The following is a 15,201-nucleotide window of genomic DNA, read 5'->3' on the forward strand; positions in this document are numbered from 1 at the left end:
GAGCGCACGGGACCGACGGCCTGTGCATGGTCGGAATACCCGTGCGGACTGGCGCCGTTGATCGTCTGGGATCGGTCTCGTGACGGAGCCGAAGAGTCGCATCGAGAGAACGGAGCATCCGACGTGGACGTCTTCATCATCGGAATCACCGGCGGCGTCGGTGATTTGCTGGCGCGGAAACTGCGCTCTCGGGGAGACACCGTCCACGGGCTCGTTCGCCGGGACGACCAGCAGGCCGGCCTCGCCGCACAAGGCGTGCGGGCAACCGTCGGCGACCTTGCCGGCATGACCGTGGAGGAACTGGCGGCAGCATTCGGCGACGTTGACGTGATCGTCTTCAGCGCCGGCTCGAATGGCGGCAGCAAGGAGGTCACGAAGGCCATCGACGGCGACGGGGTCGTCAAGGCGATCCACGCGGCACGCCACGCCGGCGTGGAGCGCTTCGTGCTGGTGTCGGTGCTTCCGGAATCATGGCGGGAACGCAACCTCGGCGACGAGGTCGAGTACTACTTCGCCGTGAAGAAGGGCGCAGATGTCGCTCTCAGCCGCAGCGACCTGAACTGGCTGATCCTCCGTCCGTCCCTCCTTGTCGACGACCCGGGAATCGGCACCGTATCCCTCGGGCCGGCGGAGTTCCACGGCCAGATCGCTCGCGAGGACGTGGCCGCCACACTCGCTGAACTGCTTCACGAGCCCCGGATCGGCCGGCAGATCCTCGAACTCAACACGGGATCGACACCCATCGAAGAGGCCGTCCGGGTGAACGTCCGCTCCTGACCACCCGGTTGGCTCGCCCAGGCCATGGGATGAGGCCGCAAGCCGCGGACATGCCCTCCTTCACCGCAGAACCAGCGGACACCACGGCCGGGCGCGACGGGCGTGTCCCCCTGGGGGCCGGGATGCGGTGGCCCGGTTCAGACGATCTTGAGAGTGGTGCCGCTGTTCTCGAGAGCGGTGGCCTCGTCGGCGGGCGCGGTGGTGTCGGTGACGAGGATGTCGACCAAGGTGGAGGGTCCGACGTAGGCGTGTGTGGTGCGGCCGAGTTTGCTGCCGTCGGCGGCGGCGATGATGCGACGTGCCGATGTGATGACCGCCTTCTTCACCGCTGCTTCATCGAGGTCGTAGGCGGTCATGCCGTCACCGGCGGTCAGGCCGCAGCAGCCCAGGACGGCGGTGTCGAACCGCAACGCCGATAGGGAGGCGAGGGTAAGGGGCCCGATGAGGGCTCCTTCCCCGGCGCGGGGCCGGCCCCCGGGCACGAGGAGTGCAGTCGGTTCGGGGGCGCCACTGAGGACATCGATCGCCTGCAGCGACAGGGGCATCACGGTGATCTGCCGTCCGCGCAGCAGGCGCGCGACTTCCAGACAGGTCGTGCCGCTGTCCAGCAGGACGGTCTCGCCGTCGGTGATGAGCGAGGCCACCTCTGCCGCGATCCGACGTTTGGCGTCGACGGCTTCATGGGTGCGCAGCGCGAAAGGCGGTTCGTCCCCTCGCAGGAGGAGGGTGCGAGCCCCGCCGCGGAACCGTTCCAGGACACCTTGCGCGGCCAAGTGGTCCAGGTCGCGACGGACGGTCATTTCCGAGGCGCCCGTCAGGTCCGCCAGTTCGGCGACCGTGGCCGTTCCCGCTTCCTGGACGGCTTGGGCGATCAGTCGGTGACGTTCCACGGTGCTCATACCGTGATTCAACACCACCCCCTGCCGAACATGTTGGGTGTTCGAATGCCGCTGTTCCAAACAGCCATCATGTTCGTTAGGGTGTCCATATGAAAAGTTCGCTGCGCGTCTCTCGCGTCGTGACGTTTGTCTATTTCGTCCTCAATGGCATGTTGCTGGGCATGTGGGTGGTGCAGATCCCGGCCGTCGAGGAACGCGTGGGCATCAGTCACGCGGCTCTGGGCGGGTTCCTTGTGTTGCTGGGTGCCGGGGCCTTTGTCGGCATGCAGGTCGGCGGGCGCCTGTCCGACCGGCTCGGCACGCGCACCGTCGTTCCGGCGGCCGGAGTGCTGTGCAGCGTGACCCTGGTGCTGCCCGGTCTCGCCCAGGAGCCGTGGGCCCTCGGAGCAGCCCTGCTGGTCTTCGGTTTCGGGAACGGCACCCTCGATGTGAGCATGAACGCGCACGCCGTGCAGGTGGAGAAGGCGTACGAGCGGCCCGTCATGTCGGCCTTCCACGCCACGTTCTCCGTCGGCGGCGTCCTGGCCGCGCTCGCCGGTGCCGTGGCCATCGACATCGGATGGAACCCGACCACGACGCTGGGCGTCGCCGCAGGCATCGGCGTCATCATCGCCCTGGTATCGGCTCGTGGTCTACTGCCCGCCGAGGCAACCGCCCCCGTGACTGATACGGAGGGGGAGCCCGAGGGGAGGAGCCGCTCTGTTCCTGCCCGGATCTGGCTCCTGGCCGTTCTGGCTCTGCTGATCATGCTGTGTGAGGGAGCCGCCAACGACTGGAGCGTCCTGCATCTCAAGACTGTTCTGGGCGCGCCGGAGAGTACCGCTGCCTTCGCTTATGGGACGTACGCGGCGACGATGACCATCGGCAGGCTCCTGGCAGACCGGATATCCGCGCGGTTCGGGCCGGTCGCCGTCCTGCGGTACGGCTCGGCCCTGGCCGCCGTCGGCATCACGGGCGTGGCCCTCTCGCCATGGGTCTGGGCGGCACTGACCGGCTGGGCGCTGTTCGGCCTGGGCCTGTCCGGCTGTATCCCACAACTGTTCAGCGCCGCGGGACATGCGGACCCCGCGGCTGCCGGCACCAACGTGTCCAGGGTCGCCGGACTCGGCTACATCGGCATGCTCGCCGGCCCCGCTGTCATCGGCTGGATGACCCATCTCATGGCCCTCAACCACACCTTCCTGCTCCTCGCCCTGTTCTGCGCGACGGCTGCCGCAGCGGCCGGCGTCCTGCGCCCCTCGCCCGAGCGGTCGCGGGTAGTCGAGCTGACATCCTGACCGCCTGCGCGGCGCGGCCTGACCACGCGCCGCGCAGGCTTCATCCCTCCGGGTGCACAGTCGCCTTCCCGACGCCTTCTCCACCAGGAAAGCGAGATGCCGAGAACACGCGCTCGGCACAGATCAGCGGTCCTGGCCGCACGGGCGGCCGATCAATCAATCGGCCATCTCGCCCGGTGGTGCCCGTCGGCGGTGGAGCGTGTCCATGTTCCCGGCGCGGCGAGATATGTGCGTAGCACGCCTGTGCACGCGGGCCTGTTGTCGGTGAGCGCGCCGGCAGGGGCCAGCTGAACTTGATTGGGCGAGCGGGTCGCTGACGGTCTGGGGCAACGTCGCGGATCCTGGTGGGTGGTGGCGCGGGCGATGTGCGCCGCTGCCGAAGCCGGAGCCGAGATCGCGCCGCCCACGAAGAACCCGGTGGCGGAGAGTGCGCCGCCGGTGCCCGCAGCGATGCGCACCCACGAAGAGGGCACCGGCGCCGAGCAGCATGACGTTGCGGGTCGCGGTCCCGCAGCACCACGACGGCCAGGCCCGCGAAGGCGTCGAGCACGAACAGCGGCAACCCGCCCCACATGACGGAGGTCGAGTGCACCAGGGCGCGAGTGAGAGCCGAGGCCAGCGCGCGTAGAGGCCGGTGATCCAGTTGGCCCGCGCGGCCGGAGTCCCGGTGATCGCTACGGCATCCGCACCGGCACCACGACAGCCTGAGGGAGCTCGATGTCCTCCCCGTCGACTACCGGGCCGCAGACGTCCCCGCCCGGGTCCGGGAACTGGCGCCGGGAGGCGTTGACGCCGTCTTCGACACGAGGCGGTCCCGGCGTGGTCGACTCCTGGCGCCTCCTCGCTCCCGGCGGGACGCTCGTCGCGTACGGCAGCGCCTCGACCTGCGATTACACCGGATCCAAGGCAGCTGTCCATGCTGAAGATCCTGGCCCGCACCTTACTGTGGAACACCCTGCCCAGCGGCCGCCGCGCCTTCTTCCACGACATCTGGGCCGGTCGTGCGCTGAGCAAGGGCCGCTTCGGGGCCCGGCCGCGCTGCGACCTCTCCGAGGTCTTCGCCGTCGTCGAACGGGGCGCCGCCGTCGAACGGGGCGACATCGTCGCCCGCGTCGCCGCGGAGTACCCACTCGCCCGGGCCGCCCAGGTGCTACGTCTGGCGGAGTCCGGGGACCGTCACCGGTAAGGTCGTCCTGACGGCGGCTGACCGGGGCCTGGTGCCACGGTCGTTTGTCGACAAGGCACGTCGAAGCTGCCGCACTTGACGGCGTCAGGGACGCCGCCCGCCGGCGTACCGGTCCTGATCGACTCCCGCCTACGCCCTGAGGGTTCACCTCTCAAACCGGAAGCCCCCTTGGCCGTGATGTCATGTCACCGTCATTCTGTACCCGCGCGCGGAGCGCGCCGACGCCTGGCGGACCGCTGACTGCGTGCGGTCGGTATCGGGGATGCCCACCTTGGGCGGCTCTATCTGGTGAGCGCGAGGGTGTGCAGGGGGGCGATGCCAAGCATGGCGTGGTGGATGCCGTCGCCTTTCAGCCGACAGTCGCGGAGGATCTTCCAGCTCTTCATGCGGGCGAAGGTGTGCTCGGCGCGGGCACGGACCTTGCGGTGTGAGCGGTTGTGCTCCTCTTTCCAGGCCGGGAGTTCGCCCTGGCCTGGTTCACCGCGATGCGGGATCACTAGGCCAGCGCCGGGGTAGCCGCCGTCAGCGATCACCGTGGTACTGCCGACGGCTGCCTTCGCTCCGGACAACTCCCACGCCTTGCAGTCGTTGCGGTTGCCGGGCAAAGGCCGGCCGGTTGCGACGACCAGCCCTGTGCCGGCGCCGATGACGACCTGGTGATTGGCGGAGTACCGGTAGTTCTTCGACGGCTCTGCCACCGCGTGGTCACGTCTGGGGACCAGGGTGCCGTCCACGATGAGCACGGTCTCCTTGCGAAACCGTCGGCGCGGCCGCAGCGCGAGCAGTGCCGCGAGGCGGTTGATGACGCGGCCGGCTGCGGACTTCCAGATTCCGAACAGGGGCGCGAGCTGCCGCAGCGTCAAGTCGGTGCGCCAGTAGCTGCAACCAGCAGGACGCGATCCTCCAGGGGGCAGGCTCCACGGCCGGTCTCGGCGGACCATGTCCGCCCCCTCGCGGCGCAGGGTGGTCACCAGCTTGCCGAAGCAGCGCGGGCTCAGCCCGGTGAACGGGCCTATCCAGGACGGCTGTGACGCCGTGATCACACCAGCCACGAGAAGATCATCCCACCGCGCTGCGAACTGCCCGAGACGGAGGCGCACATGGAGACAGACTTGGTCAGTCGTCTGGAGGAGGCGGCAGATCGCTTCGTGATCCCCCTGCGCATGAACGAGGGGTTCGATGAGCAGGCAATCCTTCAGCTGCAGGAGGAGATCGACCGGTGCGCGACGGCGTGGAGGGGAGCAACCCACGTACCGAAGCGCGCCGCGTTGATCCTCGCAGAACTCTCCCCAGCGATCGAGGCTTGCGCCTGGCTGTACGAAGGGGACATGCGTCAGCGGATCCAGGAGGCCGGGCTGATGGTGTCGCAGACAGTGATCGCTGCTCTGGACTGAGTGCCTCCCATACCGCCGTGCCACGTACCTTCCTGTAGGCGCCAGGTCGAAGCACGTGGTGGCAAGATCGGGATCGACCTCTTCATCGCTCGTCATGTCGATGGCGGTGATCAAGTAAGCCATGGCGGTGGCGAGGGTGTTCAACAGCCTGCCAGTCACGGCTCATGTCTCCAAGGGGCTCATCAGGCCCGCAGCGTACGAAATGCGTGGGATGCCGGCGAGGGCGCTCTCAGCTTGAGAAGCTAGGGGCGTTCAGGGGGAAATGTCGGGCTGACCTGCGGCGAGGCAGTGTCGGATCGTGGATGTTCTTCGCCGTGATCCCCAGTGTTCTCCGTGGCGCCCCGCATGACCTGGCACGGGTCTGGCACGGCCTCTTCGTCGAGTAGGACGGCAAGTTCCCTCAGATCGTTCGCGACCATGACCTGAGCGAGGCGCCCGGCGACAGCAACGACTTTGGGCCAGACAGATGCCTGAAGATACTCCGCGGTGGTGCCGTCGGGCGCCTCGGCCGCCGCTACGTTAAGTACGACACCGAGCTCTCTCATCAGGGTGACCTCTTCGGCACTTCGGAGGCTGACGCCGAGGTACCGCTCTGGCTCGTCGGCGTCGCAGAAGTCGTCGAAGAGTGTGTGGAAGACATAGTCCAGGTCTTCGAACGCCGACGGGTCAAGCCACACGTCCCGCTGCCACGGTGGATTGGCCAGAGCCAACACAACGGGTACGACGTGGACTCGGTGGTTCGCAACGAGTCGGGCGGCTTCGCTCACAAGTCCGAGCGTAGCGACCGCAGCTGGTGGAGGTGTCGGCGTTCTCGGAGCACCCCTTTAGGAGTTCGATCCGCGGATGCTCTGACCCACTTCCGCCTGGGCTGCCCAGTGTACGCCTGCCCGCTGGACTCCAGGGCTGTTCGCCGACGTTGATGTCAGCGATGGATGTCAGCAGGCCGCGCTGCATCAGGGCTGGGATCCGGCTCTTCCGCGAGTGCGGTTGCCGCTGGTGATTAGGCGTGCACCTGCCACTCCTCCTGGGGGATGTGGCCCTCCGACGTGTCTCCAACGCGCTCAGCCCATGCGCGAGCGACGAAGACCGGGCGCGAGAGGAGGATGTCTCCGGCGCGCTGTGCACGTAGCTGAAGGCCGAGTTCCTCGGCTCCGGGGTCGCCTTCCTGGGAGAAGTAGATGTTGTTCCGCAGGCCCTGTGACAGCACGTAGTCGCGGAACTGGTCCGCCAACTCGGACGGCACACGGCCAACCAGCCGGAGTTCGCCAATTGCGACCTGTGGCCCGTGGAGGGCGTCGATCGCGACTCCGTGCAGTCGGCCGGCGTCTGCGTAGTAGGTCGTCAGTGCCTGTCCGCCGGAGTTCGGCAGATGGAACTCTGCCAAGTGCCCCGGAACCAGCCCGCTGGCGTACTCCACGCCCAACGCAGCAACGACCTCGTCATGGCTCATCCCGAACCGCAGCGGCCCAACGCTTACGAACGGCATGAAGTCCCACTGCAAGCGTTCCGCGTCGTCCAGTACTACACCTGCATGTCGCATCGCCCGCCCCTTCATGCCTTGCTGATCCGATCGAAGGCGGATGCTATCGGGCTGGACACGGGGAAGGCTTCGTCCCGAGGCAGCTTGGGTGGGTGCGTGGCCATGGGCTGATCTGGCCCTCACCTGGTACAACGGTCCACACGCGTCCACGGTCGTCCGCCGCTGTTCGTCTGTGTCGTCACGCAGTTGGACACTCACTCGGGACGCGGACTACCCGGAAGGCGTTGCGCGGCCTCGACGGGAGGCTTGCTGCTTGCGTCAGATCGCTGTGCCATCAGGGCGCGGCAAATCATGCTGCCTACGGGCGGCCGTGCGCGTACCGTCGGTCTGAACCATGGGGGGTGGAAGTCTGTGTTGTACGCACACGAGGTCATCCTGAACGAACTCGCACAGGGGCTCAGACCTGTGGACGAGGGCGTCGAGTGGTTCGGAAGTCTCTCAGAGGGCGACCAACGCAAAGTCCTGCACGCACTGGTGCTGTTCTGCGGGCAGGCCCGCGCCCGCGAAGAGGATGTGCCGGAGAGCATCGCGCGTTCCGGCATCCGCCCTACTCACACGCCGGCGGTGATGCTCACGAAGTGGCGCTTCGGAATGGAAGCACTTCCGGTCTACGAACTGACCAAGTCCTTCCGCCTGCTCGTCGCCCTCTTCAGCATTGCCGACACCCGCAGGCGGACGCTGCACTGTGCGGCGGATGTGGTCACGCGTGGCACAACCTGCCGGATCCGCCACGCGACGCAACCTGAGATGTCTTCTTGCCCTGGGTTGCCGTGGCCGGGGCAGCATGCCTTGCTGATCGTTTCAGAATGAGACGTGCACGCCGGGCGGCTGTCAGTCGTCGAGGCGTTGAAGGATCTGTGTGAACTCGCCGTTCTTGATCAGACCGGTGAGGACCTTGGTCATGTTGCTGATGCCGGCATCGCGGACGATGAGCCCGTCCGAGCACCAGAAGTAGCGGCCTGCGAGGGCTTCCCCGGTGGCGGCCCATCGCTTCATGAGGATCTCGACCTGGGCGAGGGTGATGATGGTCGCGCTCCACCGGGAGCCGTCCTTGAGGTCCACGAAGACATCGACGCTGTCGACGGACTCCAAGTCCTCGCCGGCATTCGGCAGGAACGCGGCCTCGAACTGCTCTGTGTGGACGCGGTACCAGGGTCCGTCCCAGCTCCCCGGCGTTGTGCTGTGGCTCATCGGGCGAGTGTGCCGGGCCGATTCGGCCTCCTCAACCGCCACGGTCGTTCTTCCGGAGAGGAGTCGGGTCTGGTCGCCGGCACGCTATCGGCAGGCTCAGACACCGGGCTCTGGTCGGAGTCCGATCCACTGCCGACAGTCCGTCCGCTCGTCCAGGAGGCGCTCAACGCCGGGTCGATTCACGTCAACCGGGCCTGACTGCAAGCGATTTCGGCAAGTCGGACGTGCTCCTGCGTTACCTTGGACCTGGTGCACGGACGTGACAACGGGGGATGTGATGAACGGGCGACCGGAAACGCCTGCGGGCACACCGGTGCGAGACGTCGTCCGGGACGTCGTCGGCGAGCTGGCGCCGCATGAGCTGATCCTGCTCGACGCCCTGCTCCTGGTGGACGACGACACCGCGTTGCGGCGGCTCGCGCGGGATCGGCACCGAGACCCGCTGGGATTCGGGCTGGGCGAGGCCGCGACCCTACTGACTCCCGTGGTGTGGATGGCGCTGGACGAAGCGGCACGGCAGGTGGTGTCCGCCACCGTCGCCTCCGCCGGCCGGCGGGCACGTCCGTGGCTGCGCCGGATCAGGCGCCGCCCGGCACACCCTGCACAGTCCCGCCTGCGCCCGCCACTGACACCCGAGCAACTGGAAGTCGTACGGTCGCGGGTGGCCCAGCTCGCCGTGGAGAGCGGGCTGGAGCGCGAGGCGGCCGAGGCACTCGCCGAACGGGTCGTGGCCCGGCTCGTACTACCCGCCGAGCCTCGGCCGGACGACGGCACCGAATCGGAACCGGACGACGAAGCCGAGCCGGAACCCGACGACGGCGCCGAGCCGCAACCGGACGACGACGTCGAGCCGGAACTGAACGACGACACCGAACCGGAACCCGACGACGGCGCCGAGCCGGCACCGGACTATGGCGCCCCACACCGGGCCACCCCCGCGAACGACGGTCCCTCGGCCGGCCGCGCAAGGGGCCGGGCTGATCGGGGCGGCCGCGCATGAGCCCCGACCCCGACACGGAGAAGGACACGGACACGGCACCGTCACCCCTTCCCGGGCGCATGGACGAACGCCTCCTCGGCGCCGGTACCGGACCGCGGTTCCTCCTGCTCATCTCCCTCTTCGTGACGAGCAGCGCCACCGTGGCGTCGGCCGTCTTCCATTCGCTGACCGATCCCCGCAACATGGCCGCGGGCTGCGCCCTGGCCTCCGGATCCGATCCGCGGGCCGATTTCCTGGGTGCGAGCCTGGCCACGCTGCGGTCCGACAAGGCGTTCCGCGCATGTGTGGACCGCTTCGTCCCGCACGCCTCCCCCTGGCCGGTGCCGGCCGCCGTCATGGCACTCGTGCTGGCCGCCGGCGTCCTCTACTGGACGCTGCCCAGGTGGAAGCAGCGCAGCCGCAGGCTCGTGCCGGTCGAAGTGATCGACCCGCACGGCGAGTTGGGCGCCGTTCTCGACGAATTCGTCGGCGTCGCCGGCCTCTCGCGGCGGCCGCGCTTCGTCGTGTCGCCCGCGGCACGTACGGCGAGCGCCGTGGTCTTCGGACGGTGGCGCCGCCACGTCGTCTGCCTGCACGGCGGCCTCGTCGCCATCCGTGACAGCGACGCGCGGCGGTTCCGCGCCGTGGTCCTGCACGAGCTGGCGCACATCCACAACCGGGACGTCGACATCACCTACGCGACGGTAGCCCTGTGGCGTGTCTTCCTGCTCGCCGTCCTCCCGGGTTACCTGGTCTGGGCGGTGCTGGCCCTGCGCGACGCCCTGTCCTCGGCGGTCTTCGGTCCTCCGTCGCTGGTGGCCACCTCGCGCGACGTGGTGTCCACGGCGGTGCTCATCGCCCTCGTCTTCCTGACGCGCGCCGACATCCTGCGCACCCGCGAGCTGTACGCCGACGCCGACGCCATCAGGTGGGGGGCCGACCCGGCGGGCTGGGGCGGCGTGACCGAGTCCGCGGTCCCGGACCGTGGCAGGCTCGGCCGTGCCGCGCGGGCTCTGGCCGTCGCGTGGCGGAGTCATCCCGGCTGGGATCGGCGCAGACGGGCGCTCGCCGACGCGGAGGAACTGTTCCACTCCTCCGCGCTCACCCTGTTCCTCACGGGCGCGACCGCTTCGATCTGCGCCGGACAGCTCTACGGCTTCGGAGCCGGGTGGGTGGTGCGTCTGGCGGCTGCCACGGTCGCCGGTCTGATCGCGACGACGGTCGCCGTGAACCTGTGGCGTGCGGCGGCCCGGGCCGTGCTGACGGGCGTTCGAGCGCCCTCGGGACTGCGCGCCGGGTGGTGGCTGGGGGCGGGACTCGTCCTCGGGGAGGTGCTGACCGGCGGTGTCTCCGGGTGGCGGGTGCTGCCCAGACACCCGGAGGTGTTCGCACTGCTCGTCGTGATCAGCGTCGTCGTCACCTGCTGGACGGCGCAGTTCGCCGACCTCGCACTGCGCTGCTGGCGGGGAAGCCGCCTGCGGCCGGCGTTCGCGGCGGGTCTCACGGCCACCCTGGTCGCCTTCGCCCTGACCTACGACTGGTGGCAGAGCAGCGGCAGGCTCTTCGCGGCCGGCTGGCCGTTCTCGGAGTCCGCGGTCCGCGCGGCACTCCAGCACGACCTGCCCGGCCCCGCGCTCGGCGCGAGCACGCTCACGGTGATCGCGGTGGTGCTGTCGATGGTCCTGCCGTGGAAGCAGGACCCCTTGCTGTGGGCGGTGACGGCCCTGTGGGTGCTGCCCCTGCTGGCGTGGGGGAGCGGGGCGGCGAACAACGCACCGGCGTGGGCGGTCCGTGCGCTGCCGCCGGTGGAGGGCGACGTCTGGCGGGCCGGGCGGCTGCCGTCGTTCCGGCGCCTCGCCGTGGCCGCGGTCCTCGGGGCCGGCGGCGCCTGGCTGGGGGTCGTGGTGGTGCTGGCCCGGATCCACGCCGTGCGGCCACCGGCCGGGCAGCCGCTGGGACAGCAGGCCCTGCTGGTGGTGGCCTGGCTGTTCGTGGTGCTTGCCGGAGTGGTTGTGGCCACGGCGGCGGTGACCGGCTCAGTGACACCCCGGCTCCCGGTGCCGGCCGCGGCCGTCGCCGCCGGGACGGCGGGACTCGCCGGTGTCACCGCCGCCTTCCTGCTGCTGTCGGCCGACGGCTGCGTGAGCGCCCTGGCCACACTGGGCACCACCTGCGCCTGGTTGCCGGGCGGCGCCTGGCCGTTGACCGAGCTGCTGCTGCCGCTCGTGCTGGGACTGGCGCTGTTCGTTTCCGTCTTCACGGCCGTGGTCGCCACGGCGGTACGGCGGTTACCGCGCGGGCCGCGCCCGGACGCCGGTGACCGCGGCCGGCGCACGCGCCTTCGTCCCGCGCGGGCCGGAGGCCGCACCCGCCCCCTGGCCCGCAAGGCGGCTGTGGCGGCCGTCTGCCTGACGGCGCTCACCCTGATCACCGCGGCGAGCCTCCCCGTGGGCACCGGCGGACACTCCGGCGCGCGTACTTCACTGACCCGCCAGAACCTGGTCCCGGCACAGAACACCAGGCCCTCCGAGGAGGTGCTCGCCCTCCAGACGGACGCCTGGATGCGTCTCGGGGGGAGAGAGCTGCTGGTCAAGATGACCGGTGAAGTCCTGCACATCATGACGGCCCTCCAGGACGACAGGGCCTTCACCGACCGCGGCTATGCGGCCCGCGTCATACGCCCGCACTGCCTGGGCCTGCGGACGGCCGCCCAGCGGCTCGGTGCGTACTTCCCCGTGCCCGATCCTGACGTGGCCCGGCAGCGGCCGACGCTGCCGGCACAGGGCCGGCTGATCGGCACGAACTGCCGACAGGCCATCGACGAGGGCAAGCGTGACCTCTTCATCAGCAGCATGAACGACGTCCTCACTCTCTCCGAGCGGCTGAGCGGCTTCCTTCGCGAAGTGACCGCGGAGGCCGACCGCCATCCGGGCCGGTGACCGGCCCCGGCGGCCGTCGAGGCGGTCGCAGGCGGCACCGGACGCCGACCTCGCGCAGTTCCACCCCGCGCCGCCCAGGCCACGCGCCTCCGCTTCCCCGTCCACCAACCGGACACTCCGACGACAAGGTGGCGGATGCATCTAACGTCTGAGACCCCGGCCGGGACGAGGGACCGGTGCGCGTCGAAGGGAGTCCGGGACATGGCCGAGAGGACGACGGAACGGGAGCCCGAGCAGCTCGGGGCCGTCGTGGCACTCCAGGACGTGAGCGTACGCCGGTTCACCACCGACCAGGTGATCCTCGACGGCGTCGACTGGACGGTCCGGCCCGGCGAGCACTGGGCGCTCCTCGGCGCCAACGGCGCGGGCAAGACCACCCTGCTGCGGCTGCTCGGCGCGCTCATGCACCCGACCACCGGCACCGTGGAGGTGCTGGGCGGCCGGCTCGGCCGGATCGACGTGCGCGAGCTGCGCGCCCGTATCGGGCACGTCACGTCGGCCCAGCGAGTCCCGCAGGACCTGACCGCGCACACGGTGGTGCTCACCGGCCACACGGGCACGGTGCAGCCGCTGTGGAAGACGTACGACGACGAGGTGCGGCAGCGGGCCCACGAACTCCTGGCCGAACTGGACATCAAGGAACTGGCGGACCGGCCGTACGGGGTCTGCTCGGGCGGACAGCGGGCGCGCATCCTGATCGCCCGGGCGCTGATGGCCGAGCCGGCCCTGCTGCTGCTCGACGAGCCGTTCAACGCGCTGGACCTGCCCTCCCGCGAGGATCTCGTCGAGACGATGCACGGGCTGGCCGAGGGGCGGCCGCGGCTGGCGACCGTCACGGTCACCCATCATCTGGAGGAGCTGTTCCCCGCCGTCAGCCACGCCCTGCTGCTGCACGAGGGGCGGATCCTGGCCCGGGGGCCGGTGACGGAGGTGCTGACCGGGCCCCGGCTGACCGCCTGCTTCGGACGGCCCATCGCGGTGAACCACCACGAGGGCCGCTGGTGGGCCTACTCCGCACCACGGGGCTGAGCGGCCTCGCGTACGACCGGACCGTGGCCAAGGGTGCTCTCCTGTGCAGCGGGCCGGTAGGTCCCCCCGATGCACGGTGCCCGCCCGCACACCGGTTCGAGGTCCAGCAGCGTGACGGACGCCGGCGGGAGGACGGCCGCCAGCCCCGTCCACCCCCGCCTGCTTCTGCGATGGGAGTGGGGGCGGTCGGGGAGCCAGAACGTGCGGGCTTCTGCTCGTGTTCGGTCCGTTCCCGGGTCAGCTCGTCTCGGAAGCGTCGCCCGTGCGGAACCCGCGCCGCTGGCCTGCGCGCGGATTTCACGCACGTATCGCAAACAGAGTTCCGGTTCTGAGCCGGTCGAATTCCAGAGCTGCTCGAAACGTATCCGGCGGGCCGCCGTACAGCGCTCTGGCGGCGGCCCGCTCCCAAATCCGCGATGACGTACGCCGCGGCCAAGGCCCGGTGCAGATCTGTTTCACGATTGGCCCAGTCAGACACGCTTCAGATGGACCATATGTCCGGGCTGCTCGCTGCATAGGCTCGACACCAATGCGGCTGAGACCACGAGCGACCTCTGGCAGGGGTCCCGAGGTCAACACTGGTGCCTGCTTTGGGTTTCCGGCCCTTACCTCCCGGTCGGCCGGACTGAGTGAGAGGACAAAGATCTGCTGTGAAGGCGTGCGGAGTGTCCGGGGCCGAGAAGGAAGTCGCCCTGCTGGAGGTGCCCGAACCGCCATCTCCCGGGCCCGGTCAGATCCTGGTGGCGGTTGAGGCGGCCGGGGTCGGCCCGTGGGACGAACTGCTCAACGGCGCTGGCTGGGACGTGGGGCTGCGCCCCCCGGCGGCGCTGGGAGTGGAGGGCGCGGGCAAGGTGCTGGCCGTCGGCGCGGGTGTTACCGGGTTTGCCGTAGGCGACCGGGTGGTCGCACACGAGGCCCCGCTGCCCGGGGGAAGCGGCTTCTGGGCCGAACGCGTTCTGATCAACGCGGATCACACGGCAGCCTGCCCACCCGGGCTGGACGCCGTGCACGCGGCGGCGCTGCCGGTCAACGGGCTCACCGCGTTGCAGGCCCTGGAGAAGCTGGACCTCAGCCGAGGACAGCGGCTCCTGATCACCAACGGAGGCGGGGCCACCGGAGCCCTGGCCATCCAGCTCGCCGCGGCCAAGGGCATCGAGGTGACTGCGACCGCGTCTGCTGCCGCCGCAGAGCGCCTGCTCGGTCTGGGAGCGATGGAGGTCGTCGACTACCACGACCCGAACTGGTCGGCCAAGGTACGCGGTGGGTTCGACGCCGCTCTCACCATCGCCACCGGCACGGCGGACGCCGCCCTGCCTTTGGTGCGGGATGGCGGCCGACTGTGCTCCCTGACCTCGGACGCGCCTCCGGAGGAGCGAGGCATCACGAGTTGGGATCTGTATGTCGAACCCAACGCCGCGCAGCTTGTCCAGCTGGCGGAGCAGGCCGCCGCGGGAGCCTTGAAACTCGCACCACAACCCCTGCCGCTGAGCGAGGGACCGGCTGCGTTCGCCCGGGTGGTTACCGGACGGGCCGGTGGTAAGAAGATCGTGCTCACCCGAGCATGACCCGACCGGGCACCGCCCGATCCCGATGCTGGCCACGGTGCCCCCCAGGCGCGATTGAGAAGGCCTCGGCGGGGGTCCTGGATCGGGAGGTGCGTCCCGCACCGAGGTCGCCGAGTAATGCACCGGCCAGGGCCTGGCGCCCCGGCTGGTGCACGACGTCCTGACCGACGCACGGGCGGCGGGCAAGCGCGTCGTCGCCACCTCGAGCGTGACGACGTAAGTGTCCTGATCGGGACCAGCCGCCGCGTTACAGGGGAACTCACCTAAGGCCTGGCGCCGACCGCCGCGATCGACGATCTTGACCCGCTTGTACGAGAAGGGGGACCCTCCATGGGATCCGGGCCCAGCTCCAGGTCCGCGATCTCGGCGACGCGCTGAACAATGCGTGGCCTTCACCACAATTTGCCCATTTTTGAACAAAGGGA

12 protein-coding genes and 2 pseudogenes are annotated in these 15,201 nt (G+C 69.6%); 9 read left to right on the forward strand and 5 right to left on the reverse strand.

All coding sequences use genetic code 11. The features are described from left to right. Positions 1–123: 123 nt before the first annotated feature. Entirely contained in the window at positions 124–777 is a 654-nt protein-coding gene (locus tag ACZ4WH_RS22780; RefSeq protein WP_468183160.1) for an NAD(P)H-binding protein, read from the forward strand. A gap of 137 nt (positions 778–914) precedes the next feature. On the opposite strand, the gene ACZ4WH_RS22785 is transcribed toward ACZ4WH_RS22780, so the two are convergent. Beyond that, entirely contained in the window at positions 915–1,676 is a 762-nt protein-coding gene (locus ACZ4WH_RS22785; protein ID WP_468183202.1) for a DeoR/GlpR family DNA-binding transcription regulator, read from the reverse strand. Between the two features lie 89 nt (positions 1,677–1,765). Between ACZ4WH_RS22785 and ACZ4WH_RS22790 the strand changes: the two genes are divergently transcribed. After that, the gene (locus tag ACZ4WH_RS22790; protein ID WP_468183162.1) at positions 1,766–2,953 is read left to right on the forward strand and encodes an MFS transporter; all 1,188 of its coding nucleotides are present in this window, start codon (positions 1,766–1,768) and stop codon (positions 2,951–2,953) included. Between the two features lie 634 nt (positions 2,954–3,587). Then, a pseudogene (locus ACZ4WH_RS22795) lies at positions 3,588–4,218 on the forward strand (zinc-binding dehydrogenase); the annotation flags it as partial. Positions 4,219–4,420: 202 nt separating this feature from the next. On the opposite strand, the pseudogene ACZ4WH_RS22800 reads toward ACZ4WH_RS22795, so the two are convergent. After that, positions 4,421–5,191 (reverse strand): annotated as a pseudogene (locus ACZ4WH_RS22800) (transposase). Positions 5,192–5,239: 48 nt separating this feature from the next. Between ACZ4WH_RS22800 and ACZ4WH_RS22805 the strand changes: the two are divergent. Then, the gene (locus ACZ4WH_RS22805; RefSeq protein ID WP_468183164.1) at positions 5,240–5,533 is read left to right on the forward strand and encodes a hypothetical protein; all 294 of its coding nucleotides are present in this window, start codon (positions 5,240–5,242) and stop codon (positions 5,531–5,533) included. 242 nt (positions 5,534–5,775) lie between these two features. Here ACZ4WH_RS22805 and ACZ4WH_RS22810 read toward each other — a convergent pair whose 3' ends face one another. Together ACZ4WH_RS22810 and ACZ4WH_RS22815 are read right to left on the reverse strand one after the other, a co-directional pair. After that, positions 5,776–6,300, reverse strand: a complete 525-nt coding sequence (locus tag ACZ4WH_RS22810; RefSeq protein WP_468183166.1) for an SCO4402 family protein — start codon at positions 6,298–6,300, stop codon at positions 5,776–5,778. 233 nt (positions 6,301–6,533) lie between these two features. Further along, positions 6,534–7,073, reverse strand: a complete 540-nt coding sequence (locus tag ACZ4WH_RS22815; protein WP_468183168.1) for a hypothetical protein — start codon at positions 7,071–7,073, stop codon at positions 6,534–6,536. A 354-nt stretch (positions 7,074–7,427) separates the two neighbouring features. Here ACZ4WH_RS22815 and ACZ4WH_RS22820 point away from each other — a divergent pair, with 354 nt between their 5' ends. Beyond that, on the forward strand, positions 7,428–7,883 hold the full coding sequence (locus ACZ4WH_RS22820; protein WP_468183170.1) for a DUF5958 family protein: 456 nt from the start codon (positions 7,428–7,430) through the stop codon (positions 7,881–7,883). Positions 7,884–7,904: 21 nt separating this feature from the next. Here the strand turns inward: ACZ4WH_RS22820 and ACZ4WH_RS22825 are convergent, their stop codons facing one another. Beyond that, positions 7,905–8,264, reverse strand: a complete 360-nt coding sequence (locus tag ACZ4WH_RS22825; RefSeq protein WP_468183171.1) for a hypothetical protein — start codon at positions 8,262–8,264, stop codon at positions 7,905–7,907. 313 nt (positions 8,265–8,577) lie between these two features. Between ACZ4WH_RS22825 and ACZ4WH_RS22830 the strand changes: the two genes are divergently transcribed. The 4 genes from ACZ4WH_RS22830 (at position 8,578) to ACZ4WH_RS22845 (ending at position 14,776) form a co-directional block, all read left to right on the forward strand. Beyond that, positions 8,578–9,264: a hypothetical protein gene (locus ACZ4WH_RS22830; protein WP_468183172.1), complete on the forward strand. Its 687-nt coding sequence runs from the start codon at positions 8,578–8,580 to the stop codon at positions 9,262–9,264. Further along, positions 9,261–12,182, forward strand: coding sequence for a M48 family metalloprotease (locus ACZ4WH_RS22835; RefSeq protein ID WP_468183173.1), 2,922 nt, complete (start codon positions 9,261–9,263; stop codon positions 12,180–12,182). Before ACZ4WH_RS22830 ends, ACZ4WH_RS22835 begins: the two co-directional genes overlap by 4 nt. Positions 12,183–12,383: 201 nt before the next feature. Further along, on the forward strand, positions 12,384–13,211 hold the full coding sequence (locus ACZ4WH_RS22840; protein WP_468183175.1) for an ABC transporter ATP-binding protein: 828 nt from the start codon (positions 12,384–12,386) through the stop codon (positions 13,209–13,211). Between the two features lie 665 nt (positions 13,212–13,876). Continuing rightward, positions 13,877–14,776, forward strand: a complete 900-nt coding sequence (locus tag ACZ4WH_RS22845; RefSeq protein ID WP_468183177.1) for an NADP-dependent oxidoreductase — start codon at positions 13,877–13,879, stop codon at positions 14,774–14,776. Positions 14,777–15,201: the final 425 nt, after the last annotated feature.

It is taken from the genome of Streptomyces sp. NPDC029138 (genome assembly GCF_055564375.1).